Genomic DNA, 26,351 nt, shown 5'->3' on the forward strand with positions numbered 1-26,351 from the left:
ACTACGGTCGTGCCGTGCCCACCGCCGCCGATGGACCCCCGAGCACCCGCATCGAGGTGCGCCGGAGCCGTCGTCGCACGAGCACGGTGAGCGCGTACCGCGACGGAGACGTGACGATCGTGTCCATCCCCGCCAGGTTCTCCCGTGCCCAGGAACGCGAGTGGGTCCAACGGATGCTCGGCCGGCTCGCTGACAAGGAGCGCCGCCGACGCCCCTCGGACGAGGGGCTGGCGACGCGGGCCACGGAGCTCTCGGACAAGTACCTGGGAGGGCGCGCCGTCCCGTCCTCCGTGCGCTGGTCCGGTCGGCAGGGCCGGCGCTGGGGCTCGTGCAGCCTGCCGGAACGCTCCATCCGGATCTCCACCCGGGTGCGTGGCATGCCCGAGTGGGTCCTCGACTACGTCCTGCTGCACGAGCTCGCGCACATCCTCCACTCCGGGCACGGCCCGGAGTTCTGGGAGCTTCTCGTCACCTACCCGCGGACCGAGCGTGCGCGGGGCTTCCTCGAGGGTGTGTCCTTCGCGGAGGACCGCGGAGAGCACCTCGAGGAGGACCCCGAGGTGCCCTCGGCCTGACGCGGTCCGTCGGTCCGCCGGCGTCCGCTCAGGAGCGGTCGGGGGCGTCCGGTGTGCCCTCGTCGGAGGCGCCGGCATCCTGGGCCTCGTCGTCCGACCTGAGGATCTCCGCGAGTGCCCGGTCGAGGTCCGTGTCCTCGGCTGACGGCGCAGCCCGCCGCGCGAGGAACCCGGCGGGATCGTCGAGGTCGGCACCGGTCGGGAGGAGGTCGGGGTGGTCCCACACGCCGTCTCGACCGGTGGCGCCGAGCTCCTGCTCGACCTTCGCCCAGAACGTCGCAGCGTCGCGCGAGCGCCGGGGGCGCAGCTCGAGCCCGACGAGGGACGCGAACGTCTGCTCGGCAGGGCCCCCCGCCGCCCGGCGTCGCCGGATCATCTCGCGCAGCCCCGCCGCGTGCGGCAGGTGGGGGAGTGCGGCGCGGGCGACGACCTCGTCGACCCAGCCCTCCACGAGCGCGAGCACGGTCTCCAGGCGCAGGAGCGTGGCCCGCTGCTCCTCGGTGGACTCGATGCCGAAGACGCCACCCGACAACGCCCCGCGCAGTGCTTCTGCGTCGGTCGGGTCGATCTCGCGGAGCGATCCCTCGAGAGCGTCCATGTCGATCGTGATGCCCCGGGCATAGGCGCTGACGAGCCCCAGGAGGTGCGAGCGCAGCCACGTCACGTGCGTGAAGAGCCGCGCGTGGGCGGCCTCCCGCAGGGCGAGGAACAGCCGGACCTCCTCGGCGGGGGCGTCGAGCCCTTCGGCGAACACGGCGATGTTCGCGGGCACCAGCACGGTGGCAGCCCCGGACAGGAGGGGGACGCCGATGTCGGTCGCGCCGAACACCTCCCGGGAGAGGGTGCCCGCCGCCGCCCCCACCTGCATGCCGAAGACGGCGGCGCCGAGCTGGCGCACCATCTGGGTGGGATCGAGACCGGCGCCGGGGCCGAAGAGACCCGGTGGGAGGCCGCCGGGGAGACCGGTCGCCTCGCCGAGGTCGGGCAGCTGGTCCCGGAGCACCGACGACAGGGCGTCGGCGACGGATGCGGCCACAGGCTCCGCGAGGGAGTTCCACGCGGGCAGCGTGTGCTCGACCCACTCCGAGCGGCTCCAGGCGTAGGTCGGCCCACCAGCCGGCGGAAAGTCCGTCGCCGCATCGAGCCAGAGCTCGGCGACGGACAGGGCGCCCGTCACGGCGCGAGTCTCCGGCTGGCCGACGGACGGGTCACCGCCCGCGACCGCGGCCTGCCGGGCGACGTCGTGCGCCACGTCGCTGTTCACCGGCGCGCCGCCGGAGGCCGCGAGGAGCCGCTGCACCTGCGCGAGGACCTGCTCCAGCATCTTCGGGTCGTTGACCATCCCGGAGGCGGCGGCGAGCGCCTGGGGGTCGAGCCCGCTCGCGCGCATCTGTCGCATCGCCTCCTCGTTGTCCCCATTGAACAGGGAGCGCAGGAGGTCCTCCCAGGGGGAGGGGTCGGGGTCGGGCGTTCCGGAGGTGTCGGACGAGTCGCTACTCATGTGGTCTCCTGGGACGATGTCTGCGGGGCGAGCAACAGGTCCGTCCACGGTAACCACAAAACGCTGCCCAGGAGGCCGGTCTGCCATGACGAGGAGACCGGTTCGCTCTGGGCGCACCCGGCCGGACATCGTCGTGCTCGACGGCGGGCCGGTGGGGCGAGGCCTGCGGGCGGCGCTCGGCGCTCGCAGCCCTGACCAGGGGACCGAGGGCCCTGACCGGTTCGCCGGAGCCCGCGCCGTCGTCGTCGTCGGGCACCAGGGGGACTTCACGCGCACGAGCACCCGACATGCTGCCGAGCGTCGCGGCGACCTCGTCGCCGAGACGACCCGCGACGTGCTCGACGCGATCGTCGCCGGTGTCGAGCACCTCGTCGCCGTGAGCTCGGCCGTCGTCAACGGTGCGAGCCCGGGTCGCGGTGTCATCGAGGACGACGAGGGAGCCGCGCTCGTCACCGACGACGGTCTCGTGGGTGACCTCCAGGCCTTCGAGGAGACGGTCGTCCAGGTCGGCCTGTCGCTCGGGAGCGGGGCCAGGGTGACGATGCTGCGACCCGCGGCCGTCGTGGGTCCCGAGGTCGACACCCTCATCACCCGCCACTTCGAGGCGCCACGGATCCTCACCATCCGTGGCGCGGTCCGGGACTGGCAGTTCGTGCACCTCGACGACCTGGCGAGCGCGGTCGAGGTGGTCGTCGACGGCGAGCTCGTGGGTCGGCTCACCGTCGGCGCGCTGCGTGACGGGCTGCCGGACGTGCTCGCGCCCGCTGAGGTGTCCCGCATCGCCGGTATGCGCGCGATCGACCTGCCGACGCGCTCCGCGTTCGGGACGGCCGAGCGGTTGCACCGCGTCGGAGTACTCCCCTCGCCGGCGAGCGAGATGGCGTTCGCGGTCTATCCCTGGACCGTGGGTGCCGCGACCCTCCGGGACGCGGGCTGGACGTCGACGTACTCGAGCGAGGAGTGCCTGCGCGTGCTCCTCGATCAGGTGCGTGGACGTTCCGGGGTCGCCGGACGCAGGGTGGGGGGCCGGGATGCGGCGGCGCTCGGTGCCGCTGGTGCGGCGGTGGCCCTGCTCGGGACAGCAGCCCTGTGGCGACAGGCGCGCGGACGCGGGTGACCGCTGCGTCAGGGTTCATCCAGGTGGGTCAGGGATACTCCTGAGAGTGCCGAGCGATACGACCAACCCGTACACCCCACGTCCCGTCGATGAGCGCCAGGACGTCCCGCGCCCGGTGATCGACGTCGACGAGCGGCCCGCGGTCACCGCTCGCGGGATCACGCTCGGGGTGTCCTTCCTCGCGACCGTCCTGCTCGTGTGCGGTCTCGCCGTCGTCCCGAGCCCGTACGTGGTGAAGTCCCCGGGGCCGACCGTCGACACGCTGGGCGAGGCCGACGGCGAACCGCTCATCACGATCGAGGGTGCACCGACGTACGACTCGTCCGGCCAGCTGCGGCTGACGACCGTGGGCGTCACCGGAGGTCCGGGCTACCCGCTCACCATCGTCCACGCCGTCCGTGGGTGGATCGACCCGGTGGACGCCGTCGCGCCTGCGGAGACCGCGTTCCCGGTCGGCATCACGCAGGAGGAGGCGGACCAACGCTCGAACCAGCAGATGCAGGAGTCCCAGCAGAGCGCGGCGTACGCCGCGCTCGTCGAGCTCGGCTACGACATCCCCGTCGAGGTCGTCGTCCAGGGACTCGCGGACGGTTCGCCCGCCACGGGGCTCCTGGAGCCTGAGGACGTGGTCCTGTCCATCGGAGGGACGCCCGTCACGGACCAGGGGACGCTCTTCGACGTCCTGGACGGCACCCCCGTCGGCACGGAGCTTCCTGTCGTGGTCCGCCGCGGCGAGGACGTCGTCGAGCAGGTCGTGACCACGACCGCGCCGGAGCAGGGCCCGACGGAGGGCCCCGAGGTGACGGGGTCGCGGCTGGGAGTCCTCGTGAGCAGCACGTTCGACCTGCCGGTCGACGTCGGCATCGCGATCGACGACATCGGCGGACCGAGCGCCGGCACGATGTTCTCGCTCGGGATCATCGATCTCCTCACCCCCGAGGACGAGGTGGGCGGACAGGTCATCGCGGGGACCGGGACGATGTCGATGGACGGCGAGGTCGGGGCGATCGGCGGCATCCGGCAGAAGCTCCACGGCGCCCTGCGTGACGGCGCCACGTGGTTCCTCGCTCCGGCAGACAACTGCGGGGAGGTCTTCGGGAACGTCCCGGTCGGGCTGCGGGTCGTCAAGGTCGCGACGATCGCCGAGGCGCGCGAGGCGATGGTCGCCATCGGTGCCGGGAGCGGCGCGGACCTCCCCACCTGCACAGCGGCCGACGTCGAGAACGCGGACGGCTAGCGGCCGGGCGCGCAGCGACGCTGAGTGCGGCCGCGCCGCGGACTCACTCGAACGTCGAGAGCAGCGCCTGGGTCAGCCCCGGCACGAGGTCGGGTCCCACACCGACGGCGTCGTCGGTGTCGTTCGACCGGCTCCGCAGCGCGCACCACGTGGTCCCGTCCCGCAGCGCCCCGGCGGCCAGCCGCACGTCCTGCCGGTCCGGGTGGTCCTGCAGGTATGCCAGTGCAGCCGTGGGGTCCTCGGGAAGCTCGTCCTCGGCCGACGGCGGCAGCACGACGCGCTCGACGACGACGGCGGCTCCCGTCACCGCGTCCGGCCAGATGATCGACGCGAGAAGGTCCTCGAGCGACTCGGTGGCCGGCAGGTCGTCCTGCTCCACAGAGGTCAGGTGCGAGGCGTCCTCGAGCGCGGTGCGAACGGTCGATTCCGGCAGCTGGGCGGCGAGGCCCGGCTCGGCGCGGAGCGCGGCCTGGGTCGAGACGAGGGCGAACACCCGTGCGGGTGCGTCCCACCCGAACGACGCGACGTGCCGTTCGATCTCGACGACGGCGTCGGCGAGGGCGCGCTGAGCGGGTGGGATGCCGGCTCTGGCTGAGGTGGTCATGGAGCAAGAATGACAGATCGCCGCGGCTGCGACCATGCCGCCCCCGACGTGCACCTGTGGGAACCTTGTGGTGCTCGCACGCGTTTGCATCACCAGAGAGTGTCACCTACAGCGAGGACTTCCCGTCGTGTCTTTTGCAGCACATCCGCGCCGTCCGTCACCGACTCCGGGGAGGTCGCGGAGACGGCCGAGCCCGTTGGCGATCACCGTCGGCGCGGTGGTCGCCCTCGTCGTCGCGGTCTTCCTGCTCGCGCAGTTCTGGACCGAGGTCCTGTGGTTCCGCCAGCTCGGCTTCGACCGCGTGCTGTGGACGGAGTGGGGGACACGTGCCGCCCTGTTCGTGGCCGGGTTCGCCGTCATGGCGGGGGTCGTCTTCCTCGCGCTGCAGCTCGCGTACCGGAACCGTCCGATCTACGCGCCCTCGACTCCCGAGCAGGCCACCCTCGACCAGTACCGCGAGGCCATCGAGCCGCTGCGGCGCGTGGTGATGATCGGAGCGCCGGCGCTCCTCGGACTGTTCGCCGGGATCGCAGCGTCGTCGCAGTGGACGACGTTCCTCCTGTGGATCAACTCCGTGCCCTTCGGCACGGTGGACCCGCAGCACCAGATCGACCTCTCGTTCTACGTCTTCACGCTGCCGGCCGTCCGGTTCATCGTGAGCTTCCTCATGGCCGTCGTCGTCATCGCCGGCATCGGGACGATCGCGACGCTCTACCTCTACGGGGGCCTGCAGGTCGGCGGTGGCGGAGCGCGCACGACGCGCGCCGCGCAGATCCAGCTCGCGGTGATCGCGGCCGTCCTCATGATCCTCATCGGCGCCAACTACTGGTTGGACCGGTACACGATCCTCAAGACCGGCGGGGACAAGTTCGCAGGGGCGTCGTTCTCCGACGTCAACGCGGTGATCCCGGCGAAGGCGATCCTCGCGGGGGTCGCGCTGCTCGTCGCCGCGCTGTTCATCGTCACGGCGTTCCGCGGGACGTGGCGTCTGCCGATCATCGGGGTCGGTCTCATGGTCGTCGCCGCCATCGCCGTCGGAGGGATCTACCCGGCCGTCGTCCAGCGCTTCCAGGTCACGCCGAACGCGCAGCAGCTCGAGGCCGAGTTCATCCAGCGCAACATCGATGCGACGCGGACGGCGTTCGGGCTCGACGGCATGGAGGTCGAGTCCTACAACGCGGAGACCGATGCGACGGCCGGTGCGCTGCGTGAGGACGCGGAGACGACGGCGTCCATCAGGCTCCTCGACCCGACGATCGTCAGCCCCTCGTTCCGGCAGCTGCAGCAGAACCGTGGCTACTACAACTTCACCGATGCCCTGTCCGTCGACCGCTACGAGATCGACGGCGAGAGCCGGGACACGCTCATCGCGGTCCGGGAGCTCGACCTCGACGGCCTCGGTGCGGACCAGCGCAACTGGGTGAACGACCACACCGTGTACACCCACGGCTTCGGCGTGGTGGCCGCCTACGGCAACCAGATCGGTCCCGACGGGCGCCCCGCGTTCTACGAGGGCGGCATCCCGTCCGTCGGTGGACTCACCGAGCAGTCGGGGCCTGACGGCTACGAGCCGCGCATCTACTTCAGCCCGCGTTCGCCCTCGTACTCGATCGTGGGCGCACCCGAGGGCACGGACCCGTGGGAGCTTGACTACCCGACCGACGACGAGGGCGGGCAGGTCGACACGACCTTCCCGACGAGGGACGTCACGATCGGTCCGGACGTCGGCTCGTTCGCCAACAAGCTGCTCTACGCGCTGAAGTTCCAGGCGGAGGAGATCCTCTTCTCCGACCGCGTCACGCCCGAGTCGCAGATCGTGTACGACCGCGACCCGCGCGAGCGTGTCGAGAAGGTCGCGCCGTACCTCACGCTCGACGGCAGGGTCTACCCGGCCGTCGTCGACGGGCGCGTCAAGTGGATCGTCGACGGGTACACCACGTCGAACGAGTACCCGTACTCGGCGTCGGAGTCCCTCGAGGACGCCACGGCCGACACGCTGACGATGGCGGGCAGCGTCGCGGCGCTCCAGCCGCAAGAGGTCAACTACATCCGCAACTCGGTGAAGGCGACCGTCGACGCCTACGACGGCTCGGTGACGCTGTACGCGTGGGACACCGAGGACCCCATCCTCCAGGCGTGGCAGAGCGTGTTCCCGGGGACGATCGAGCCGATCTCCGAGATCAGCGCCGACCTCATGAGCCACATCCGGTACCCGGAGGACATGTTCAAGGTCCAGCGCACGCTCCTCACCCAGTACCACGTGGACACGGCGTCGGAGTTCTTCTCGGGCCAGGACTTCTGGCGCAACCCGGAGGACCCGACCGCACCCGGTGACAACAAGCCGATGCAGCCGCCGTACTACCAGACGCTCCAGATGCCGGGCCAGGACGAGCCGACCTTCTCCCTCTCGTCGTCGTTCATCACGGGCGGGACGAGCGACCGCAACGTGCTCACGGGGTACCTCGCGGTCAACGCGGAGGCGGGCGACACGGCCGGGAAACCGGCTGAGGACTACGGCCAGCTGCGTCTGCTGGAGCTCCCACGAGGCTCCACCGTGCCCGGACCGGGCCAGGTGCAGAACGCGTTCGACTCGGACTCCAACATCGCCACGACCCTCAACCTGCTGCGCACCGGGAACTCCACGGTGCTCAACGGCAACCTCCTGACCCTGCCCATGGGTGGCGGCCTGCTGTACGTGCAGCCGGTCTACGTCCAGTCGAGCAGCGGAACGCAGTTCCCGCTGCTGCGCAAGGTCCTCGTGGCCTTCGGTGACGAGGTCGGCTTCGCGGACACCCTGGACGAGGCCCTCGACCAGGTGTTCGAGGGTGACTCGGGCGCCGTGGCCGGCGACGCGAGCACCATCGACGACGGTGACGTGCCGATCGACGACGTCCCCGTGGACGAGCCGACCGACACCCCGTCGGACGAGCCGACGCAGGACCCGACGACGGAACCCGCGGACGAGCCGACGACGGACCCGACCGTGCCGACGCCGCCAGCCACCGGTGACACGCCGCAGGCACGTCTGGACGCGGCCCTGGCTGACGCCAGCCAGGCGTTGCAGGACAGCAGGACTGCGCTCGAGGCAGGTGACTTCGCCGCCTACGGCGAGGCGCAGGCACGGTTGGAGACCGCGATCGAAGAAGCGATCGCGGCAGACACGGAGATCGGCTGATGGGGACGAGCATGACGACAGGAACGAGCACGATCACCGACGGCACCTTCGGGAGCCTGCCGACGAAGATCCTGCGGCACGGCCCGAGCGGTTCCGAGGCGCAGATCCTGCTGCGCGGCGCGACGCTCCTGTCCTGGCGTGCTCCGTGGGGTGGCGACGGGACGGCTGAGCTCATCGACGGGTACCGCGACCAGGCGGACTTCGAGCGCCAGCACGGGGGGCGCAGCGCGATCCTCCTTCCGTTCGCGAACCGGTTGCGGGACGACCGGTACACGTTCGACGGGGTGACCCACGAGGTCGGTCTGCAGTACCCCGTCGACAAGGAGGTCATCCACGGGAACGTGCGGATGACCGACTGGGTGGTCGTCAGCGAGGACGCGAGCGACGAGCGCGCGACCGTGCTCACGCTGTCCTGCGCGATCCGTCCGGAGGACAGCTACCCGTTCTCCCTCGACGTGACCGCACGGTTCGAGCTCACCGCGAGCTCCGTCGACGTGCACCTCGAGGTGCGCAACGTCGGGGACCGGGATGCTCCGGTGGCAGCGGGGTGGCACCCGTACTTCCAGATCCCCGGGCACGCGACGATCGACGGGCTCGCGCTGCGCGTGCCGGCCCGTGCGGCGATCGTCGTGGACGACGGGCTCATCCCGCTCGCGGGTGGGGCGGCGTACGAGGAGCGGGACTCGGACCTCGTCCACGAGACGCTCGAGGGGGTCGCGTACGACCACGCATGGGTGCGGCTCGTGCCGGAGACCGACGGTCGCGTGCGGACGGTCCTCAGCGACCCGCGCACGGGCGACGGCGTGGCCGTGTGGCAGCAGCACGGCACGGTCCTGGTGTTCACCGGCGAGACGCTCGACCGTCCGCGGGAGTCGGTCGCCATCGAGCCGCTGGAGTCGATCACGGACGCGTTCAACCGTCCCGACCGGGAGGCTGAGGTCCGCCTGCCGGCAGGCACGGCCCGGACGTTCTCCTTCGGTGCCGAGGTGGTCCACGGCCGCCAGTGACGGCCCTCACACCCTGTCCGGTTGTCCTTATCCGCGTCGCTGACGTAGAGTAAAGACATCGACGCGGGGTGGAGCAGCTCGGTAGCTCGCTGGGCTCATAACCCAGAGGTCGCAGGTTCAAATCCTGTCCCCGCTACGAATGACGGCCCCCGGACTACGGAAACGTAGTGCGGGGGCCGTCTCTGTGTGTCCGCGAGTTCCTATGTCCGCGAGCTCGACGCCCCGCCGGCGCGGGTCGACGAGGACCCCGACGCGCAGAAGGCCTCCGGCGCGGCCGCCGAGCGGCTCGGTACGACCCCGCGCACTAGGGTGGCGTGATGGCCTCTCTCAAAGTTCTCTTCATCGGTGGCAGCGGCGTCATCAGCTCCGCGAGCACACAGCTCGCGGTCGACAGCGGCATCGACCTGTACGTCCTCAATCGCGGTGAGACGAGCGTGCGTCCGCTGCCCGACGCGGTCACCCGTCTGCGCGGTGACATCCGCGACCCTGCCTCGGCGCGTGCAGCCCTGGACGGACTCGAGTTCGACGCCGTCGTCGACTGGGTGGCGTTCACCCCCGAGCACGTGCAGGCGAGCATGGACCTGCTCGCCGGCCGGACCCGCCAGTACGTCTTCATCAGCTCGGCATCCGCGTACCAGACCCCTCCGGAGCGTCTCCCGGTCGTCGAGTCGACCCCGTTGCGCAACCCCCACTGGGAGTACTCGCGGAACAAGATCGCCTGCGAGGACCTGCTCGTGCGCGCGTACCGCGAGACCGGCTTCCCGATGACGATCGTGCGTCCGTCCCACACGTACGACAAGACCTCCATCCCGCTCGACGGCGGCTGGACCGTCCTCGACCGCATGCAGCGCGGTGCCGAGATCGTCGTCCACGGCGACGGGACGTCCTTGTGGACGCTCACCCACCACGCCGACTTCGCTCGTGGGCTCGTGCCACTCCTGGGTCACCCGCGGGCCGTGGGCGACACGTTCCACATCACGTCGGACGATGTCCTCACCTGGGACCAGATCGCCCGCGCCTTCGGTCTCGCGCTGGGCGTCGAGCCGCGGATCGTGCACGTGCCCTCCGAGGCGATCGCTGCGGTCGACCCCGCCTGGGGTGCGGGCCTGCTCGGCGACAAGGCGCACTCGATGGTCTTCGACAACTCGAAGCTCCGGGGCATCGTCCCCGACTTCCGGGCGACGATCCCGTTCGAGCAGGGCGCTCGGGAGATCGTCGAGTGGTACCTCGCCGACCCGGAGCGGCGTGTCGTCGACGAGCAGTTCGACGCGGTGCTGGACGAGCTCGTGGAGCGCTTCCGCGTCTCCTGACGCACACAGGTCCGGCCGGACCACCGCTGCATGACGAAGCCCGGCAGGGCATCCTGCCGGGCTTCGTCGCGCAGTGCGCCGGGCCGCCCGCGGTGGTGGTCACCGCACGCATGGGACACGTCTGGTCATGACCTCAGGGCCGTCAGGCTCGCGATGTGCGAGCCGTGTCGTTGTCGGGCCACAGTGCGATGATCAGACCGACGATCGTCGTGGCGATGTGCAGGCCGTTGTCGGCGCCGTTGATGTTGAGGAAGTTGCCGTCGATCTCGCCCGCGACGACGAGGCCGTAGATCGACACGATGCCGTAGACCACGGCGAGGATCCAGCCGAAGGTCCGGGCTCCGGAGCGCGACTTCCACAGCGCCACACCCAGGACGCCGATGATCAGGTGCACGATGTTGTGCAGCGGGTTGACCGCGAAGATGACGAGGACCTCCTCGTGGTCGTGCGCGACGAACCCGTCGAACCCGGTGACGAAGAACCCGAGGATCCCGACGAGCAGGTAGATGATCCCGAACACGAGAGCGAGCCACTGGTACGGCCTCCGGCCGGTCGTGGCCGCCGAGGTGGTGGCGGCGGAACTGGTCATGACGTCCTCCACGTGCTGGCGGTGAGCATTGATGAACCCGGACCCTTTCAGCCTGCCGCCTGTCCGTTTGATCCGCATCTGGGGGGATGCCGCATCCCGGGTTCGGGCGATCGGGGGCCGGGTTAGCATGACGGGTCGCGACGTTCCTCCGGCGCGGCGACACCTATCGACGGAGCGCAGGCGACATGAGCGAGCTGACCCACCTCGACCCCGACGGACGCGCGCGCATGGTCGACGTGAGTGGCAAGGCGGTCACCTCGCGCACCGCGGTCGCGGAAGGCCGGTTGCGCACGACGGCAGAGGTCGTCGCTCTCGTCCGTGCTGAGGGACTGCCGAAGGCCGACGTCCTGCCGACGGCCCGGATCGCCGCGATCAGCGCGGCCAAGCACACGTGGGAGCTCATCCCGCTCTGTCACCAGATCCCGTTGTCCGGGGTGAACGTGGCGTTCGAGCTCGAGGAGTCCGCCATCCGCATCGAGGTCTCGGCTCGGACGACGGCTCCGACGGGCGTCGAGATGGAGGCGCTTACCGCGGTCGCCGTCGCGGGTCTGACGCTCCATGACATGGTCAAGGCCGTGGACCCCGCGGCGACGCTCGACGGTGTCCGGCTCCTGACGAAGACGGGAGGCAGGAGCGGGGACTGGGCGCGCCACGACGTCCCGGGAGGTGTGGAGGAGGGGGCCGACGAGGAGCGCCCGACCGCCCGCACGGGTGCGGCCCAGGCAGTCGTCGAGCAGGGTGCGCCGAGCTCCGGACGTCGGACCGCGTGCGTCGTCGTCGCGTCCACCTCGGGAGCCGCGGGGGACCGCACGGACACCACAGGGCCGGCGATCGTCGGATGGCTGCGCGCCCGGGACTTCGACGTCACCGGTCCCGTCGTCGTGCCCGACGCGCAGGTCGCCGAGGCCCTGCGCGAGCAGCTCCGGGCCCGTCCTGCCGTGCTCATCTCGACCGGGGGGACTGGGGTCTCGCCGACGGACGTCACGCCGGAGGCCACCCGGGCGCTGCTCACGCGGGAGCTCCCCGGCATCACGGAGGAGATCCGGCGTCGAGGTGCGGATGCGACCGCGACCGCGGTGCTCAGCCGAGCGCTCGCGGGGATCGCGGGGTCGACGTTCGTCGTCAACCTTCCCGGCTCGCCGGGCGGCGTCCGGGACGGTCTCGCCGTCGTCGACGACGTGCTCACGCACGTGCTCGACCAGGTGCGCGGCGCTGGCGGCCACGAGGGGGACCGTAGTGGGCGCTGACGGGCGCGGATCAGTCACCCGCGACCGCATCGACGAGGCGGCTGTCCGGGCGATCGAGGCGTCGGTCGAGGCCGACGAGTGCGGCGCGGTCGTCACGTTCCGCGGGATCGTGCGCGACAACGACAGCGACAGGGCAGTGGTGGGCCTCGACTACGAGGCGCATCCCGCAGCCCAGGAGTTCCTCGCTCGGTGCTGCGCCGACGTCGCAGCCCGGACCGGGCTGCGTGTCGCGGCAGTCCACCGGGTCGGTGAGCTTGCGGTGGGCGACGTCGCGCTCGTCGCCGCGGTCTCGAGCGGGCACCGCGCCGAGGCGTTCGCCGCCTGCGCCGAGCTCGTGGAGCGGATCAAGGCCGAGGTGCCGATCTGGAAGCGTCAGCACTTCACCGACGGTGTGGCGGAGTGGGTCGGGCTCTGACGCCTCTCCCGGACGAGGGTGCGCCCTGTCGAGCGGCCACCACGGAGCGGCGCACACGTCAGGCGCCCGAGGTGTGCGACCTCGAGCGCCTGACGAGCCTGAGGTGACCGTCAGCTGCAGGCGGCGCCGTTGAGCGCGAACGCGGTGGGTGCCGTGTTCGTCCCGGAGTGGGAACCGTTGAAGCCGACGTCGACGGAAGCGCCCGGTGCGAGCGTGCCGTTCCAGGACGCGTTCGTGATCGAGACGTTGGCGCCCGACTGGCTCGCCGTGCCGGACCACGCCTGGGTGACCTGCTGACCCGTCGGGAACGCGAACGACAGTGCCCAGCCGTTGAGCGCCGACGTGCCGGTGTTGGTGACCCTCACCGACGCGGTGAAGCCGGTGTTCCAGCTGTTGGCCGTGTAGGTCACGTCGCAGGTGGTGTCCGTGGGATCAGTCGGGTCCGTCGGATCGGTGGGGTCCGTGGGATCCGTCGGATCAGTCGGGTCCGTCGGATCGGTGGGGTCCGTGGGGTCCGTCGGATCGGTGGGGTCCGTGGGGTCCGTCGGGTCGGTCGGGTCCGTCGGCTCGCCCGTCGCGGGGATGAGCGGGTAGGCGTTCGCCACGAGCTCGCGGAACTGCGCCGAGAACCACTTGCCGGAGACAGGAGCCCCGGCGAGCGCTCCGGTGAGCTCCCCGCCGAGCTTGTCCGACGCGTAGGTCGGGTCGCACATCCGGTCGAAGCCCTTGCCCTCGTCGTTCGCGATCTCCGAGGAGGACCCGTCCGACTCGCCCGGAGGCTTGATCCAGACGAACGCGTCCAGGTGGGACGCGTCGTAGCCGGCGGGGGTCGCCTGCGGACGCTCGCCGATGCCCGCGCCTGCCGGGTTGCACCATGCGCCGCGGTGGGTCCGACGGTCGATGCGCGACTCGTCGACGTACGTGTCGAGGTTCGTCGAGGTGCTGGGTGCCGTGGGGCGGTCAGGCCCGCCCCACCCGTTGCGGGACGTGTCGATGAGCATGCCGATGGTCGAGGGGAACCCGGCAGCCACGAGGCGTGAGTAGAGGTTCGCCGTCCAGTCGATCTCGTCGAAGTCCGAGTTCCACTCGTAGTACGAGGACGACCGGACCGGCTGCCCGCCGACCGTCAGGGCCGGGTTGGGCAGGTACGGCTCGACGAGCGGGGTGGTGTTGGCGGTGTTCGTCACGAAGCCGTCGATCGACGCGAAACCGTCCTCGGTGAGCCGGGCGACCTCGACGAACGTCGCGACCGAGCCCGCAGCGTTCTCGGGCCAGCCGAGCCAGCCCGAGTGGGCGGCGTCGACGTACGTGTAGACGTTCGGGATGTCGTGCAGCTGGTCCAGCGCGTACGCGACCCCTTCCTTGTAGTAGGGGGCAGACTGCTGGCACTTGGGGTCGGCCATGTTCGTCGTGAGGTTCGGCAAGGAGTCCGGTTCGATGGTCGCCGCGATGCGGATCCCGGCGTACTCCGGGTTGTCGAGGAGGTCCGCGATGACGTCGATGTACTCGGTCTTGTACCGCTCGAGCCCTGCGTCGGTCGCGGGGAGCTCGCCGTTCGAGGCGAGCGCGAAGCAGTCGCGCCCGGGCAGGTCGTAGATGACGAGGTTGAGCACGAGGGGCGTGCTGCCCTGCTTCTGCTCGAGTGCTTCGTCGAGGTGGAACTTCAGGCCGGGGCCGTCGACGTTCCCACCGATCGCTCCGATCCGGTCCATCCACACGGCGGTCGGTTCGTTCTTGATGGCGCGCATCTGGGCTGCGAGCTCCGGGTCGCTGGCCTCGACGGCAGCGGCCTCGGCCTCGACCTTCGCGGTCCACTGCGGGTTCACGTACTGCTCTGCTCCGGCGTACGGGTTGTCGACGTGGGCCTCGGCCCCGACCGCTGTGGTCGTGGACGCGAGGATCAACGGCGCTGCCAGGAGCGCTCCCACGGTGACGGCTGTCGCGCCTTTGCGCAGCCGTTGAGGGGGTCGGGTCACGGGATCCTCCGGTGGTCGGGCTCGTCCGACCCCGCGCCGGGGCGAGAGGTCGGACCGGCACGGGAGCGCCGGTGGGATAGAACGTCGCATCCCGGTATGAATCGGCACAGGTGTGAAACGTTTAGCCCAGGCTCCGTTACCAGAACGTGATCTAGGTGGGAGCGCGCGACGAGCGCGGAGCGGTCGTCCCGCGGACCGTGAGCGGGCCTACCGGGAGGGTGGAACGCACGTCACGCTCGCCGTCCAGCACCGCCAGGACAGCCCGCCCGACGGCGGCGCCGAGCAACGTGACGGGGTAGGGCAGGGCCGTCACCGAGGGCGTCGCGAGCCGGCACGACGCGGAGTCGTTGCCAGCGACGACAGAGACGTCCCAGGGGACGTCCTTGTGCACCCTGCGGGCCACGTCGAGAGCGGTGACGGCCGCCAGGTCGGTGGTGAGCACGAGCGCCGACGGGGCGTCGTCGGGCAGGAGGATGCGCCGTGTGGCGCCTGCTGCGCTCTCGTGGTCGGCGGCTCCGTCGACGACGAGCAGATTGCCGCCGCTCTCCTCGCAGGCCTCCCGCAGGGCGCGCGCTTGCCGCGCGGTCGTGTCGAGGTCAGGTGACCCGGTCACCAGGCCGACGTGCTGGTGCCCCAGGCCCGCGAGGAACCGCCCGATGCGGGCGTACGCCTCCTCGTCGTCGACGTGCACGCAGGCGAGCCCGCGGCTCGCGTCCGGGTGCCCGACGGCGACGGCAGGTGCGCGCAAGGAGCGCAGTGTCTCGACCCGCGGGTCCTCAGCGCGGACGTCGGTGACGACGAAGGCGTCGAAGCGCCGCTCCGCCCACCACGACCGGTACAGGGAGACGGCGGCGTCGAGGTCCTCCACCACCTGGAGCACGAGGGCGAGCCCGTGGGCGGCCAGCGTCTCCTGGACGGCGGTGAGGAGGTCCATGAAGAGCGCGGGGTGGGTCGTCGCCGTGTCCCCCCGGACGAGCGCGAGCCCGATCGACCGGGACGTGGTCCGCAAGGACCGGGCGGCAGCGCTCGGGCGCCAGCCGTGCTCGTCAGCGATCCGCATCACGCGGTCCCGCGTCGCTGCGGAGACCCCGGGTCGCCCGTTGAGCGCGTACGAGACGACAGCGATCGAGACGCCGGCGGCCCGGGCGATGTCGGTGATTGTTGGACGTTTCGTAGATGCTTGCGTAAATTCAGGGGAAGTTTCGGATTCCACGAGACCAGAGCATGCTCGACGGAGCGCGTGCGCGCATCTCCTCGACCCGACGAAGGGCCAGGCTGGGTCACCATGACACCATTGCCGATGCACGCGGGGAGCAGCCCGCCGAGGGCGCGGTCCGGGCCTTTCACCGTCGGCGTCCTCTCGCCGGTCGTCGGTGGTTTCTACTTCGGAAAGATCCTGGCAGGCGTCGGGCGGTCGCTGCGCTCCGGCGGTCACCAGGTCGTCGCTGTGCAGACCTACGCGGCCGACATCGACCGCGAGCTCTTCCCGAACCTCCCGCGCTACGACGCGACGGTCGGGCTCGACGCGGTGGACGGCGTCATCGTCATCACGTCCGCCGTCGACCGGGACACCCTGCGCGAGCTCGATGCCTCGGGAAAGCCGCTCGTCGTCGTCAGCGAGCAGGAGGCCGGCCTGCGCGCCCCGGTCGTCACACCCGACAACCGGGGTGGTGTCCGGGCGGCGGTCGAGCACCTCCTCGGGCACGGGCACACCCGCATCAGCTTCGTCGGCAGTCCGGAGCAGCTGGACATCCGGGAGAGGTACGAGGCCTACCGCTCGGCGCTCGTCGCGAACGGGATCGACCCCGCCGAGGACTGGGTCGTCATCACGGCCGACAACCAGGAGGCGAGCGGTTCCGCGGCCGTGGCGACGCTCCGCGCCCGCGGCTTTCCCACGACCGCGACGATCGCCGCGACCGACCGCAACGCCCTGGGGTTCATCCGTGGACTCAGGGCTGAGGGGTTGTCGTTGCCCGCCGACCACGCTGTCATCGGGTTCGACCGCATCGAGGCGGGTGCGCGTGCGCGACCGCGTCTGTCGAGCGTCGACCCGCACCACGACCGGGTCGGAGAGCTCGCAGCGAGCCTCCTGCTCGCCCGTCTGGAGGGTGAGGACGTGGGCTCCGGTGCTCACCTGTCGGAGACGACCTTCGTCACCCGGGAGTCGTGCGGATGCGTCGACACCTCCCGTGCGGGGGTGCTGCTCGAGGGCGTCGCCCCGCCAGGCGCCCCGTCGGCGGCCGCTCACCTGGGCGAGGTGGCACGTGCTGTCCTGCCAGGCCTGCCGGGGCTCGAGCGCGAGACGCAGGCGAGCATCGGGGCGTGGCTCCGGGGCGTCGTCGAGGTGCTCGTCGCAGCCGCGGAACGGGCTGTCGTCCCGACGAGTGCCGCGCTCAGCCGCGTCGCCGACACGACGACGGCGCTGCACCCCCACCCTGAAGCGCTCGAGCAGCTGCTCGTCGCGCTGCGAGCGCTCGAGATCGAGGCGGGGCAGGGCGTGGGGTCCCCTGCGCATGCGCGTGCGCTGCGGACGGCCGCGACGGGTATGGCCGTGGCCCTGACGAAGGGCTGCTCCCGCGCTCTGCTGGCACGCTCGGGCCATCTCGAGCGCACCCTCGTGAGCCAGTACGAGATCGACCTCGCACTCATGCGGTCCGACGACGCGAGCCCCCGGACGCTCGGCTGGCTGCCGGCGTCGCACCGCGGTCCCGCGTCGTTGGCGCTCTGGACCGGTCGTCGTACCCCGGAGGGGGACCGACAGCTGGAGATCGTCGGGACGCGTGACGTCGGCGCCGCCGGCGGCAGGCTCGTGGGGACGACGGTCGCGATGAGGGACTTTCCACCGGCGGCGCTCACCCGGTCGCCCGGTGGCGGCCGCACGGACGTCATCTTCGTCATCCCCGTGACGTTCGCCGGGAGCGACCGCGGGTACCTGAGCATCGGCGGCCCCGTCGACACCCGGTCGACGAGCCCGCGCGACAAGTACAACCAGTGGGCCGCGATGCTCGCGGTAGCACTCGACCAGGAGACCATGCTCGCCTCGCTGCGTGAGCAGCGGGAGGCTCTGCAGGTCGCGGCGGAGCGGGAGCGCGCACTCGCCGAGGCGGTGCAGGCCAGCGAGGAGCGGTACGCGCTCGCGTCGGCGGCGCTGTACGACGGGATGTGGGACTGGGACGTGCTGACCGGCTCGGTGTACTTCTCACCCCGGTGGAAGAGTGCGCTCGGGTATGCGGAGTCCGAGATCGGGTCGTCCCTCGAGGAGTGGACGGACCGCGTGCACCCGGACGACCGCGACGAGCTGGCGACCGCGATCGCCGCGCAGCTCTCCGGGGTGGAGGAACCGCTGGCCCTCGAGCACCGCGTCCTCGCGGGGGACGGCACCTACCGGTGGATGCTGTGCCGCGCGGTGACCGTGGTCAACGAAGCGGGGAGCCCTTCACGCCTCGTGGGTGCGCTCACGGACCTCTCGGACGCCCGGTGCTTGGAGCTGTCGATGCGTGACCTCGCCAGGCAGAGCGGCATGGTGGGTCTCGTCGCGTCCGAGATCTTCCGCGACCGGCTGGACAGGGCTGTCGAGCGAGCGCACCGCCTCTCGGGCTACGACTGCGCCCTCGTCGTCCTGCGGTTCTCCGGGGCCGACGAGGGGAGTGCGCCTCCGGACGTCACGGGGGTCGTCGATGCCGTGCTCCGGGCGACCGGTCCGGGAGACTGCGCGACGCTGCGCGCCGCGACCGAGATCGCCGTCCTGCTCGACGGTGTCACCGCGGTCGACGCCCGCGAACGCGTCGACCTGCTGCACGATCGTGTGCGCGAGCGGGCGCTGGTGGGGCTCGTCGCGAGCCTCCGCGACGTCGCCGACGCCGAGCATGCGTTCCGCCAGGCCCTGGCCACGACGGTCGGCGTCGTGTCGAGCGACGCGTGACGGCGCGGGCGGTCAGCCGCCCGCGAACGGCGGGAGGACGTCGATCCCGGCACCCAGCTCGTGCGCGTCGTCCCGGGTGACGGTGCCGTCTGCGAGGAACGACGCGCACGCGACCACGCGTTCCATCCGCGTGCCGTACCTCTCGACGAGCAGCGCCTTGAGGTCGGCGACGGTCGCGCCGACCGGCAGGAGGAGGGACTCGTCCGTGCGGCCCGCTGCCTCGGCGGCCGCGGCGTAGTACGCGACGTGCACGGGGGACCGCACAGCGTCACCCACCGATGGCTCCCATGCTCCGCGCCGAGGTCGCGAAGGTCTGCGTCCGGGCGAGTGCCGGGGTCGGGACGCCGCCGTCGGGTGCGTCGAGGCCGTGCGCGAAGGGCTTGGCCCACATCGCGCCCTGCCAGGCGGCGACGATGTCGTCGTCCGAGCCTCCGCCACGCAGCAGTGCGCGCAGGTCGGTCTCGGTGTCGGAGAACAGGCACGAGCGCACGGTCCCCTCGGCCGTGAGGCGGGTGCGGTCGCAGGCCCCGCAGAAGGATCGCGTGACGGAGGCGATGATCCCCACGCGTCCCGGGCCGCCGTCGACCACCCAGTCCTCGGCGGGGGAGGCCGGGTCGTCGCGCCCGGCGGGGGTGAGGGTGAATCGTCCAGCGAGCGCGTCGAGGAGCTCCTGGGCGGGGACGAGCGTCTGGCGGGACCAGCGTTGGTCGGCATCGAGGGGCATCTGCTCGATGAACCGCAGGCTGCAGCCGTGGTCGAGCGCCCAGGCGAGCAGGTCGGCGGCGCCTGCAAGGGTCTCGCGCATGAGTACGGCGTTGATCTTCACGGGGCCGAGCGCCGCGTGGGCAGCGGCGATCCCCGCGAGGACGTCGGGCAGGCGGTCCCGGCGGGTGAGCTCGGCGAAGTGTGCGCGGTCGATGCTGTCGAGGGAGATGTTGACCCGGGTGAGGCCCGCGCCGACGAGGGCGGTGATCCGCTTGTCGAGTCCGATGGCGTTCGTCGTCATGGCGAGCGGGGCGCCGGGCGCCGCCTCCCTGGCTGCCGCGACGATGTGGTGCAGGTCGTGGCGCATGAGGGGCTCGCCGCCGGTGAAACGCACCTCGCGGACACCGAGCCGGTTGACGGCGAGACCGACGAGGCGGGCGATCTCCAGCGGGGTGAGGAGGCTCGAGCGGGTGATCGCCGGCAGCCCCTCGGCAGGCATGCAGTACGTGCAGCGCAGTGAGCACTTCTCGGTGACCGAGACCCGCAGGTCTGTGGCGACCCGACCGAACCTGTCGACGAGCGCGCTGCTGGCTGGGCGCGGCGCCTCCTGCGCCGCGCGGGGCCGCAGGGGAGCGGGCATCCCGAGAGCGACTGTCGTCATCGTGCCGATGCTACAGCCGTCGCTGGTGCCGCGCCGACGGGTGCGGGCGCCGTGCGGAGACCTCTCAGCGCACCGCATCGACGTGTGAGGGACGCGACGCACTGCCGAAACACGGCACCAACGGTCGCGAAACGTCCGGTTCGTAGCCTGGGCGGACGGGTGCCATCGCCGCCCGTCGCGGGGGCCCGCGGGTGGACGGGGACGGGGTGACATGGCGAGCGACCACGACGTGCGGAGACCCGGTCGGCGGTCGGTAGGGTTGCCCCGGTCGCTGCCGACCGAGGACAGGTTCCGGTCTGGCATCGGTGGTGTCGTCGAGACCGGGCTCCTCGGCGCAGCCCCGGACACGGTCCCCCAGACGAGAGTGAGCCCATGAACGCACATGTCGGGCAGCCCATGGCCGGGTGCGCCGTCCTCATCACCGCCGACCGCCGCTCGGCCGAGCTCGGCGCGGCCCTCGCGCGCCGCGGGGCGGTGCCGCAGTACGCCCCCGCGCTGAGCATGGTCCCCAACCACGACGACGAGCAGCTCATCGCCGACACCCGAGCCGTGATCGCGTGCCCGCCGGACGTCGTCGTGGCCACGACGGGCATCGGGTTCCGCGCCTGGATGGAGGCGGCGGACGCGGTCGGCCTCGCTGGTGACCTGCACGCGGTCCTCTCGCGCGCGCGGATCGTCGCGCGCGGCCCCAAGGCCCGCGGCGCCGTGCAGCAGGTGGGACTGCAGACGGACTGGGTCGCGGAGTCCGAGACGTCCGCCGAGGTCGCCGACTACCTGCTCGGTGAGGGGGTCGACGGGCTGCACCTCGCGATCCAGCACCACGGTGCTGGTTCGGACGGTCTCGACCAGATGTTCCGGGATGCCGGCGCTACCGTGCAGAGCCTCGTCGTGTACCGGTGGGGGCCGCCCCCGGACCCCGCCGCGCTGCGCGCGTCGGTGCGGGCGACCGCGAGCGGCGAGCTCGACGCCTTCGTGTTCACGTCCGCGCCGGGGGCGGCTGCCTGGTTGGACGTCGCGCGGGACGAGGGCGTGCTTCCGGAGATCTGCGAGCGGGTCGAAGCCGGGACGCTGCTCGCGGTCGCCGTCGGGCCCATCACGGCGAAGCCGCTCCGGGACGCGGGGATCGAGCCGCTCGTGCCCGACCGCGGACGCCTCGGGAGCCTCGTCCGGGCGATGGTCGCCCACTACGCCGCGCTCGGGGAGCACGCGTTGCGCACGGTCGCGGGGGTGCTTCAGGTCCGTGCGACGTCCGTGGTGCTCGACGAGGCGGTCGTCCCGCTGGCCCGGGGCGGGGTCGAGGTGATGCGGGTGCTGGTCGCCGCGGGCGGCGGGGTCGTCCAGCGTGCCGACGTGCTCCGTGCGCTGCCGGGGGCGTCCCAGGACTCGCACGCCGCTGACGTCGCGATCGCCCGCCTGCGTGACGCGATCGGTGACCGGACCGCGATCCGGACGGTCGTCAAGCGCGGGTACCGGCTGGTCCTCGCCGCCGAGCGGTGACCGCTGAGTGGTGACCGCCGAGCGGTCGCTAGCGGGTGGCCTTGACGACGAGCACGGGTACGGCGGCGTCGAGCAGGACGCGCTGCGTGGTGCTGCCGAGCAGGAACTTGCCGACCGGAGACCGCTTGCGGGAACCCATGACGATCATCTCGGCGTCGACCTTCTCCGCGTGGTCGAGGATCGCGTCCGCCACGTCGATCCGGTCGCTGCGGAACGCCACCTCGACGTCCCGCATGCCCCCGCCGAGCGTCTGCAGCAGGTGGGTGAGGTGCGTAGGGACGGGTGCGTCGTCGGGCTGGGGGGTGAGGACCAGGACGGTGAGCGTGGTGCTACGCCGGGTCGCCTCCTCGACGGCGGCGGCGAACGCCGCCTCGCCCTGGGGGGATTCGTTGTAGGCCACAAGTACCGTCATGCTGCACCCATTCCTCGCCAGTTGCCTGCCGGACGTCAGGTCTCGTCCGCGCGTCGTCCGGTGCCCAGCCTAGGGCCACGAGCTGCCCCGGGGCGCACAGGCGTCCCGGGGCCGTGAGCCGGGAGGTGCTGCGTTCCTCGCCCCAGGGGTCCTGGGAGCGTGAGGCCTGCGGGCAGCAGGGCCGGCGCCGTCGCCACGACCGTGGCGACGAGCTCGACGTGGCGTTCCGGGGTCATCCGCTCCGCGGGGGCCGTGACGCTGATCGCGGCCACCGGGCTTCCGTGACGCAGGAGCGGGACGGCGAGACAGCTGATGCCGACCTCGTTCTCCTCGTCCTCGACCGCGTACCCCCGTGCGGATGCGTCGTCGAGGATCGTCACGAGCTGGTCCTCGGCGAGGTGGGGACCGGCGTACCACGAGGTGTGCGTGCGGCCCGGGGCGCTGTGCGCGAGGATCGCGCGGCCGAGCGCCGTCGTCGACGCGGAGCGGCGGGCGCCCACGGACGACCACACGCGGACCGGCCTGACGGGCTCGACCTTGTCGAGGTACAGCACCTCGGCACCTGTGAGCACACCGAGGTGGATGAGCTCGTTGGTGCGTGCGCACAGCTCCAGGAGCCACGGCCGGAGCAGGGCAGGCAGGTTCTCGTCGGAGAAGAAGGCAGCGGCGAGTGCCGCGGCACCGACGCCGAGCACGTAGCGTCCGGTCCGCGCGTCCTGGTCGACGAACCCGCGGAACCTCAGTGCTGCGAGGGTGCGGTGGAGCGAGGTCTTGTTGAGCCCGAGCCTGGCGGACAGGTCGGCGAGGGCCAGGCCTGTGACACCTGCGGCGGCGAGCTCGACGAGGGCGAGGAGCGCCTTGTCGACGCTGCCCATCGGGGACCGCTGTGCTGATCCCGCGGATGCGGCGCCGGGGGAGTCCGTGGGGGCTGTGGCACCGCCGGCCTGCTCGGTCATCGTCGATCTCCTGGTGGAGCGGGTGGAGTGTCCGCTTGGTAGGGTCATTTCGTCATCACCAATAGCCGTTTGCTGATACGAAACTTAGCAGGGTCGCTAAGAAGGGTCACACATGAACTCCGACCAGCTCGTCACGGCGCTCGCCGCCACGCAGATCGTCCCCGTGGTCGTCATCGACGACCCTGCCGATGCGGTCCCGCTCGGCGAGGCCCTTCTCGCCGGTGGCCTCGACGTCATCGAGATCACCTATCGGACCGCAGCAGCCCAGGACGCCCTCGCTGCGCTCGCCCAGGTGCCCGGGCTCGTCGTCGGGGCGGGCACGGTCGTCCGCCCCGACCAGGTGGACTCCGCGGCCGCCGCCGGCGCGCAGTTCCTCGTCTCGCCGGGCACCGATGCCGATATCGTCCGCCGGGCCCACGACGCCGACCTGCCCATCCTTCCCGGCGTCGCCACACCGTCGGAGATCATGCATGCCCAGGCTCTCGGGCTGACGACAGTCAAGCTCTTCCCGGCCGCCACCCTCGGTGGCCCGGCTGCCGTGAAGGCCTTCTCCGCGCCGTTCGGTGACGTGCGGTTCGTGCCCACCGGGGGAATCACGGCCAGCACGGCGGCGGACTACCTCGCTCTCCCGTCCGTCCTCGCTGTGGGCGGGTCGTGGATGGTCGAGCGCGCCCTCATCGAGGCTGGCGACTGGTCCGAGATCACCCGCCGGGCAGCCGCCGCAGTCCGCCTCGCCGCACAGGACGGAGCAGCGGCATGAGCACCCCCAGCATCCCGGGCCGCTCGGTGGCCACCCGCCCGGCTGCCGAGTGCGAGCTCGACGTCGTGGCCCTCGGTGAGGTCATGCTCCGCCTCGACCCCGGCGAACGGAGGATCAAGACGGCGCGGAGCTTCGACGTCTGGGAGGGCGGCGGGGAGTACAACGTGGCACGCGGCCTGCGCCGGTGCTTCGGTCTGCGCGGCGCGATCGTCACAGCGCTCGCGGACAACGAGATCGGGCGCCTCGTGGAGGACTTCATCCTCGCCGGCGGGCTCGCCACCGACCTGGTCCGCTGGGTCCCGTACGACGGGATCGGCCGCACGGTCCGCAACGGGCTGAACTTCACCGAGCGCGGCTACGGCGTCCGTGGCGCGGTGGGTGTCTCGGACCGCGGGAACACCGCGGTCGCCGCCATGCAGCCCGGAGACGTCGACTGGGACGACCTCTTCGGGCGTCGCGGCGTGCGCTGGTTGCACACCGGGGGGATCTTCGCCGCGCTCTCGGAGTCCTCGGCGGACGTCGCCGAGGCAGCGATGCGGTCCGCGCGCGCACACGGCACCGTCGTCTCGTACGACCTCAACTACCGCCCGTCCCTGTGGAGCGGTATCGGCGGCGAGGCGCGCGCGCAGGAGGTCAACCGGCGGCTGGCGCAGCACGTCGACGTGATGATCGGCAACGAGGAGGACTTCACGGCGAGCCTCGGGCTCGAGGTCGAGGGCGTCGACGCGTCCCTCACCGACCTCGACACCGCGGCGTTCCGGTCGATGATCGAGACGGCAGCCGCGCAGTACCCGAACTTCCAGGTCGTCGCGACGACGCTGCGGGAGGTCCGCAGCGCGAGCCGCAACGACTGGGGCGCCATCGCGTGGAGCCGCGCGGAGGGCTTCGCGCAGGCCACGCACCGCCGCGACCTCGAGATCCTCGACCGGGTGGGCGGCGGTGACTCGTTCGCGTCCGGTCTCGTCTACGGACTCATGGAGCTCGACGACCTCGCGACCGCGGTGGAGTACGGCGCCGCCCACGGTGCGCTCGCGATGACGACGCCGGGGGACACCTCGACCGCGAGCCTCGCCGAGGTCCGCAAGCTGGCGTCCGGTGGCGGCGCGCGCGTCCAGCGCTAGGACCCGGGGCGTGGGTCCCCGATGTGCTCCGTGACCTCGTCGGGGATCCCGTCGTCGTTCATGTCGTCGCTGCGGGCGCGACGGACGTCGTGCCGCAGCGCGACAGCGGCGAGCGCGGCCGAGATGACGGAGGCGAGGAGGACCGCGGCCTTCGCGCCATGAGCGTGGATCGACTCCTCGGAGAACGACAGCTCGGCGATGAGCAGCGAGACCGTGAACCCGATCCCGGCCAGCAGGCCGACGGGCAGGAGGTCCCGCAGCCCGATGCCCTGGGCGAGGCGCAGCGGGGTGAGCCGGGTGAGCAACCACGTCGTGCCGAGGACACCGACGAGCTTGCCCACGACGAGGCCCGCGACGATCCCGAGCGCGACGCCCTGGCTGAAGACCTCGACGATCCCGTCGTCCACGAGGGACACGCCCGCGGCGAAGAAGGCGAACACCGGCAGCGCCACGCCTGCCGACCACGGTGCCCAGGCGTGGTCCATCGTCGTCGTGCGTGGCTGCTTCTCGCCGTGCACCGCGAGCGCCGGCACGAGGAAGCCCATCGCGACACCTGAGACGGTCGCGTGGATGCCCGACGCGTGCACGAGTCCCCAGATGACGACCGCCAGCGGGAGCAGCGCCCAGACCCGCACCTTCTGTCGTGTGACGAGGAACCGGAACAGCACGAGCCCCACGACAGCGAGCCCCAGGGGCAGCAGGTCGAGCGCAGCCGTGTAGAAGACGGCGATGACGACGATCGCGAGGAGGTCGTCGACGACCGCGAGAGTGAGCAGGAACGTGCGGATCGCCGCAGGGAGCCCGCGCCCGAAGACGGCGAGGACGGCGAGGGCGAAGGCGATGTCGGTCGCCGTGGGGATGGCCCAGCCACCGCGTGCCGTCGTGTCACCGGTGAGGTGGACGACGAGGACGAAGATGAGAGCGGGCACGGCCATCCCGCCGACGGCAGCGAGGATCGGTACGCCCGCCTGCTTGGGCCTGCGCAACGACCCGTCCACGAACTCGTGCTTGAGCTCGAGCCCGACGACGAAGAAGAAGATCGCGAGCAGCCCGTCGGCCGCCCAGGTGGCGAGGGAGAGGTCGAGATGCAGCGAGGCAGGTCCCACGGTGGTCGTCGCGAGGTCCTGGTACGCCTCCCGCCACGGCGAGTTGGCCCACGCGAGCGCGAGCACGGCCGCGGCGATGAGCAGTGCCCCACCGGTGGTCTCGAGCGCCAGCCAGGAGCGGGTCCGCTGGCGCCAGGACTGCACGGGGGGCGAGGGCCGGTCGGGCGTGCTCGAGGTCATGGTTCTCCGGTGCTCGCAGAGGTCGGCGGACTCGCCGTCGAACAGACGTCCCGGCACGCCACGGGCAATTTTACGCGGGTGCACCTCGACCGCGCGCGCCGCGCGGGAGCCCGGCCGCGTGCACCCCGCGCGGCGTCCGTGGGGCACGCGCTCACGGTAAACATCGCGTGACGATCGAGGTTCGTCCGTTCCGGGGGGTATGCCGGAGAACGACACGAGCGTACTTTTCAGGTGTGGGCAGCATCCGCTGCTCCCGGGAGGCCGCGTGCATGGAGTTC

Annotated in this window: 23 protein-coding genes and 1 tRNA gene; 14 read left to right on the top strand and 10 right to left on the bottom strand. The window is 71.7% G+C overall.

What is annotated here, in order from left to right; translation table 11 throughout:
- Positions 1-14: 14 nt before the first annotated feature.
- Positions 15-575 (top strand): M48 metallopeptidase family protein, encoded by a 561-nt coding sequence (locus AC2AXK_RS08915; RefSeq protein WP_484345020.1) that lies wholly within the window; start codon positions 15-17, stop codon positions 573-575.
- 28 nt (positions 576-603) lie between these two features.
- Here AC2AXK_RS08915 and AC2AXK_RS08920 read toward each other — a convergent pair whose 3' ends face one another.
- Positions 604-2,076 carry a zinc-dependent metalloprotease gene (locus AC2AXK_RS08920; protein ID WP_484345021.1) on the bottom strand — a complete coding sequence of 491 codons (1,473 nt, stop codon included), beginning with the start codon at positions 2,074-2,076 and terminating at the stop codon, positions 604-606.
- 85 nt (positions 2,077-2,161) lie between these two features.
- On the opposite strand from AC2AXK_RS08920, the gene AC2AXK_RS08925 reads away from it, so the two are divergent.
- Together AC2AXK_RS08925 and AC2AXK_RS08930 are read left to right on the top strand one after the other, a co-directional pair.
- Positions 2,162-3,193, top strand: coding sequence for a Rossmann-fold NAD(P)-binding domain-containing protein (locus AC2AXK_RS08925; protein ID WP_484345022.1), 1,032 nt, complete (start codon positions 2,162-2,164; stop codon positions 3,191-3,193).
- 46 nt (positions 3,194-3,239) lie between these two features.
- Complete coding sequence (locus tag AC2AXK_RS08930) at positions 3,240-4,430, top strand: YlbL family protein (RefSeq protein ID WP_484345023.1); 1,191 nt, start codon at positions 3,240-3,242, stop codon at positions 4,428-4,430.
- A gap of 43 nt (positions 4,431-4,473) precedes the next feature.
- Here the strand turns inward: AC2AXK_RS08930 and AC2AXK_RS08935 are convergent, their stop codons facing one another.
- Positions 4,474-5,034: a PPA1309 family protein gene (locus AC2AXK_RS08935; RefSeq protein ID WP_484345024.1), complete on the bottom strand. Its 561-nt coding sequence runs from the start codon at positions 5,032-5,034 to the stop codon at positions 4,474-4,476.
- Between the two features lie 127 nt (positions 5,035-5,161).
- Here AC2AXK_RS08935 and AC2AXK_RS08940 point away from each other — a divergent pair, with 127 nt between their 5' ends.
- The 5 genes from AC2AXK_RS08940 to AC2AXK_RS08960 all read left to right on the top strand — a co-directional run bounded on the left by AC2AXK_RS08940 (position 5,162) and on the right by AC2AXK_RS08960 (position 10,526).
- Positions 5,162-8,209, top strand: a complete 3,048-nt coding sequence (locus tag AC2AXK_RS08940) for a UPF0182 family membrane protein (RefSeq protein WP_484345025.1) — start codon at positions 5,162-5,164, stop codon at positions 8,207-8,209.
- 11 nt (positions 8,210-8,220) lie between these two features.
- Complete coding sequence (locus AC2AXK_RS08945; RefSeq protein ID WP_484345026.1) at positions 8,221-9,216, top strand: aldose epimerase family protein; 996 nt, start codon at positions 8,221-8,223, stop codon at positions 9,214-9,216.
- Positions 9,217-9,278: 62 nt separating this feature from the next.
- Positions 9,279-9,352 (top strand) — tRNA-Met (locus tag AC2AXK_RS08950).
- 50 nt (positions 9,353-9,402) lie between these two features.
- Positions 9,403-9,534 (top strand): hypothetical protein, encoded by a 132-nt coding sequence (locus tag AC2AXK_RS08955; RefSeq protein WP_484345027.1) that lies wholly within the window; start codon positions 9,403-9,405, stop codon positions 9,532-9,534.
- Positions 9,534-10,526: an NAD-dependent epimerase/dehydratase family protein gene (locus AC2AXK_RS08960; protein ID WP_484345028.1), complete on the top strand. Its 993-nt coding sequence runs from the start codon at positions 9,534-9,536 to the stop codon at positions 10,524-10,526. The genes AC2AXK_RS08955 and AC2AXK_RS08960 overlap by 1 nt, the downstream gene beginning before the upstream one ends.
- A 142-nt stretch (positions 10,527-10,668) precedes the next feature.
- On the opposite strand, the gene AC2AXK_RS08965 is transcribed toward AC2AXK_RS08960, so the two are convergent.
- Positions 10,669-11,115, bottom strand: coding sequence for a DUF4383 domain-containing protein (locus tag AC2AXK_RS08965; RefSeq protein WP_484345029.1), 447 nt, complete (start codon positions 11,113-11,115; stop codon positions 10,669-10,671).
- Positions 11,116-11,300: 185 nt separating this feature from the next.
- Here AC2AXK_RS08965 and moaCB point away from each other — a divergent pair, with 185 nt between their 5' ends.
- Positions 11,301-12,362, top strand: a complete 1,062-nt coding sequence (gene moaCB, locus AC2AXK_RS08970; protein WP_484345030.1) for a bifunctional molybdenum cofactor biosynthesis protein MoaC/MoaB — start codon at positions 11,301-11,303, stop codon at positions 12,360-12,362.
- Complete coding sequence (locus tag AC2AXK_RS08975) at positions 12,352-12,777, top strand: molybdenum cofactor biosynthesis protein MoaE (RefSeq protein WP_484345031.1); 426 nt, start codon at positions 12,352-12,354, stop codon at positions 12,775-12,777. The genes moaCB and AC2AXK_RS08975 overlap by 11 nt, the downstream gene beginning before the upstream one ends.
- Before the next feature lie 110 nt (positions 12,778-12,887).
- Here the strand turns inward: AC2AXK_RS08975 and AC2AXK_RS08980 are convergent, their stop codons facing one another.
- A complete protein-coding gene (locus AC2AXK_RS08980) occupies positions 12,888-14,753 on the bottom strand; it encodes a glycoside hydrolase family 6 protein (protein ID WP_484345032.1) in 1,866 nt (621 codons plus the stop codon).
- A 151-nt stretch (positions 14,754-14,904) separates the two neighbouring features.
- On the bottom strand, positions 14,905-15,966 hold the full coding sequence (locus AC2AXK_RS08985; protein WP_484345033.1) for a LacI family DNA-binding transcriptional regulator: 1,062 nt from the start codon (positions 15,964-15,966) through the stop codon (positions 14,905-14,907).
- A gap of 72 nt (positions 15,967-16,038) precedes the next feature.
- Here AC2AXK_RS08985 and AC2AXK_RS08990 point away from each other — a divergent pair, with 72 nt between their 5' ends.
- Positions 16,039-18,675 (top strand): substrate-binding domain-containing protein, encoded by a 2,637-nt coding sequence (locus AC2AXK_RS08990; RefSeq protein WP_484345034.1) that lies wholly within the window; start codon positions 16,039-16,041, stop codon positions 18,673-18,675.
- Positions 18,676-18,687: 12 nt separating this feature from the next.
- Here the strand turns inward: AC2AXK_RS08990 and AC2AXK_RS08995 are convergent, their stop codons facing one another.
- Positions 18,688-18,951: a MoaD/ThiS family protein gene (locus AC2AXK_RS08995; RefSeq protein WP_484345035.1), complete on the bottom strand. Its 264-nt coding sequence runs from the start codon at positions 18,949-18,951 to the stop codon at positions 18,688-18,690.
- Positions 18,944-20,041 carry a GTP 3',8-cyclase MoaA gene (gene moaA, locus AC2AXK_RS09000; protein ID WP_484345036.1) on the bottom strand — a complete coding sequence of 366 codons (1,098 nt, stop codon included), beginning with the start codon at positions 20,039-20,041 and terminating at the stop codon, positions 18,944-18,946. Before moaA ends, AC2AXK_RS08995 begins: the two co-directional genes overlap by 8 nt.
- Positions 20,042-20,413: 372 nt before the next feature.
- Here moaA and AC2AXK_RS09005 point away from each other — a divergent pair, with 372 nt between their 5' ends.
- Positions 20,414-21,538 carry a uroporphyrinogen-III synthase gene (locus AC2AXK_RS09005; protein WP_484345037.1) on the top strand — a complete coding sequence of 375 codons (1,125 nt, stop codon included), beginning with the start codon at positions 20,414-20,416 and terminating at the stop codon, positions 21,536-21,538.
- Between the two features lie 28 nt (positions 21,539-21,566).
- On the opposite strand, the gene AC2AXK_RS09010 is transcribed toward AC2AXK_RS09005, so the two are convergent.
- Together AC2AXK_RS09010 and AC2AXK_RS09015 are read right to left on the bottom strand one after the other, a co-directional pair.
- Positions 21,567-21,950, bottom strand: coding sequence for a universal stress protein (locus tag AC2AXK_RS09010; protein WP_484345038.1), 384 nt, complete (start codon positions 21,948-21,950; stop codon positions 21,567-21,569).
- A gap of 35 nt (positions 21,951-21,985) precedes the next feature.
- Positions 21,986-22,906: an IclR family transcriptional regulator gene (locus AC2AXK_RS09015; protein ID WP_484345039.1), complete on the bottom strand. Its 921-nt coding sequence runs from the start codon at positions 22,904-22,906 to the stop codon at positions 21,986-21,988.
- 112 nt (positions 22,907-23,018) lie between these two features.
- On the opposite strand from AC2AXK_RS09015, the gene eda reads away from it, so the two are divergent.
- Together eda and AC2AXK_RS09025 are read left to right on the top strand one after the other, a co-directional pair.
- Positions 23,019-23,666, top strand: coding sequence for a bifunctional 4-hydroxy-2-oxoglutarate aldolase/2-dehydro-3-deoxy-phosphogluconate aldolase (gene eda, locus AC2AXK_RS09020; RefSeq protein ID WP_484345040.1), 648 nt, complete (start codon positions 23,019-23,021; stop codon positions 23,664-23,666).
- The gene (locus AC2AXK_RS09025; protein WP_484345041.1) at positions 23,663-24,787 is read left to right on the top strand and encodes a sugar kinase; all 1,125 of its coding nucleotides are present in this window, start codon (positions 23,663-23,665) and stop codon (positions 24,785-24,787) included. Before eda ends, AC2AXK_RS09025 begins: the two co-directional genes overlap by 4 nt.
- Here the strand turns inward: AC2AXK_RS09025 and nhaA are convergent.
- A complete protein-coding gene (gene nhaA, locus AC2AXK_RS09030) occupies positions 24,784-26,073 on the bottom strand; it encodes a Na+/H+ antiporter NhaA (RefSeq protein WP_484345042.1) in 1,290 nt (429 codons plus the stop codon). The genes AC2AXK_RS09025 and nhaA overlap by 4 nt on opposite strands.
- Positions 26,074-26,351 lie beyond the last annotated feature (278 nt).

Source organism: Sanguibacter sp. Z6_81 (assembly GCF_057180625.1).

Excerpts from the sequence above, each read along its gene's own strand:
- AC2AXK_RS09010 (WP_484345038.1), bottom strand. The coding sequence starts at position 21,950 with ATGACGGTACTTGTGGCCTACAACGAATCCCCCCAGGGCGAGGCGGCG.
- AC2AXK_RS09025 (WP_484345041.1), top strand. The coding sequence starts at position 23,663 with ATGAGCACCCCCAGCATCCCGGGCCGCTCGGTGGCCACCCGCCCGGCT.
- AC2AXK_RS08935 (WP_484345024.1), bottom strand. The coding sequence starts at position 5,034 with ATGACCACCTCAGCCAGAGCCGGCATCCCACCCGCTCAGCGCGCCCTC.
- moaCB (WP_484345030.1), top strand. The coding sequence starts at position 11,301 with ATGAGCGAGCTGACCCACCTCGACCCCGACGGACGCGCGCGCATGGTC.
- moaA (WP_484345036.1), bottom strand. The coding sequence starts at position 20,041 with ATGACGACAGTCGCTCTCGGGATGCCCGCTCCCCTGCGGCCCCGCGCG.
- eda (WP_484345040.1), top strand. The coding sequence starts at position 23,019 with ATGAACTCCGACCAGCTCGTCACGGCGCTCGCCGCCACGCAGATCGTC.
- nhaA (WP_484345042.1), bottom strand. The coding sequence starts at position 26,073 with ATGACCTCGAGCACGCCCGACCGGCCCTCGCCCCCCGTGCAGTCCTGG.
- AC2AXK_RS08990 (WP_484345034.1), top strand. The coding sequence starts at position 16,039 with ATGACACCATTGCCGATGCACGCGGGGAGCAGCCCGCCGAGGGCGCGG.
- AC2AXK_RS09005 (WP_484345037.1), top strand. The coding sequence starts at position 20,414 with ATGAACGCACATGTCGGGCAGCCCATGGCCGGGTGCGCCGTCCTCATC.
- AC2AXK_RS08965 (WP_484345029.1), bottom strand. The coding sequence starts at position 11,115 with ATGACCAGTTCCGCCGCCACCACCTCGGCGGCCACGACCGGCCGGAGG.
- AC2AXK_RS08945 (WP_484345026.1), top strand. The coding sequence starts at position 8,221 with ATGACGACAGGAACGAGCACGATCACCGACGGCACCTTCGGGAGCCTG.
- AC2AXK_RS08925 (WP_484345022.1), top strand. The coding sequence starts at position 2,162 with ATGACGAGGAGACCGGTTCGCTCTGGGCGCACCCGGCCGGACATCGTC.
- AC2AXK_RS08960 (WP_484345028.1), top strand. The coding sequence starts at position 9,534 with ATGGCCTCTCTCAAAGTTCTCTTCATCGGTGGCAGCGGCGTCATCAGC.
- AC2AXK_RS09015 (WP_484345039.1), bottom strand. The coding sequence starts at position 22,906 with ATGACCGAGCAGGCCGGCGGTGCCACAGCCCCCACGGACTCCCCCGGC.
- AC2AXK_RS08920 (WP_484345021.1), bottom strand. The coding sequence starts at position 2,076 with ATGAGTAGCGACTCGTCCGACACCTCCGGAACGCCCGACCCCGACCCC.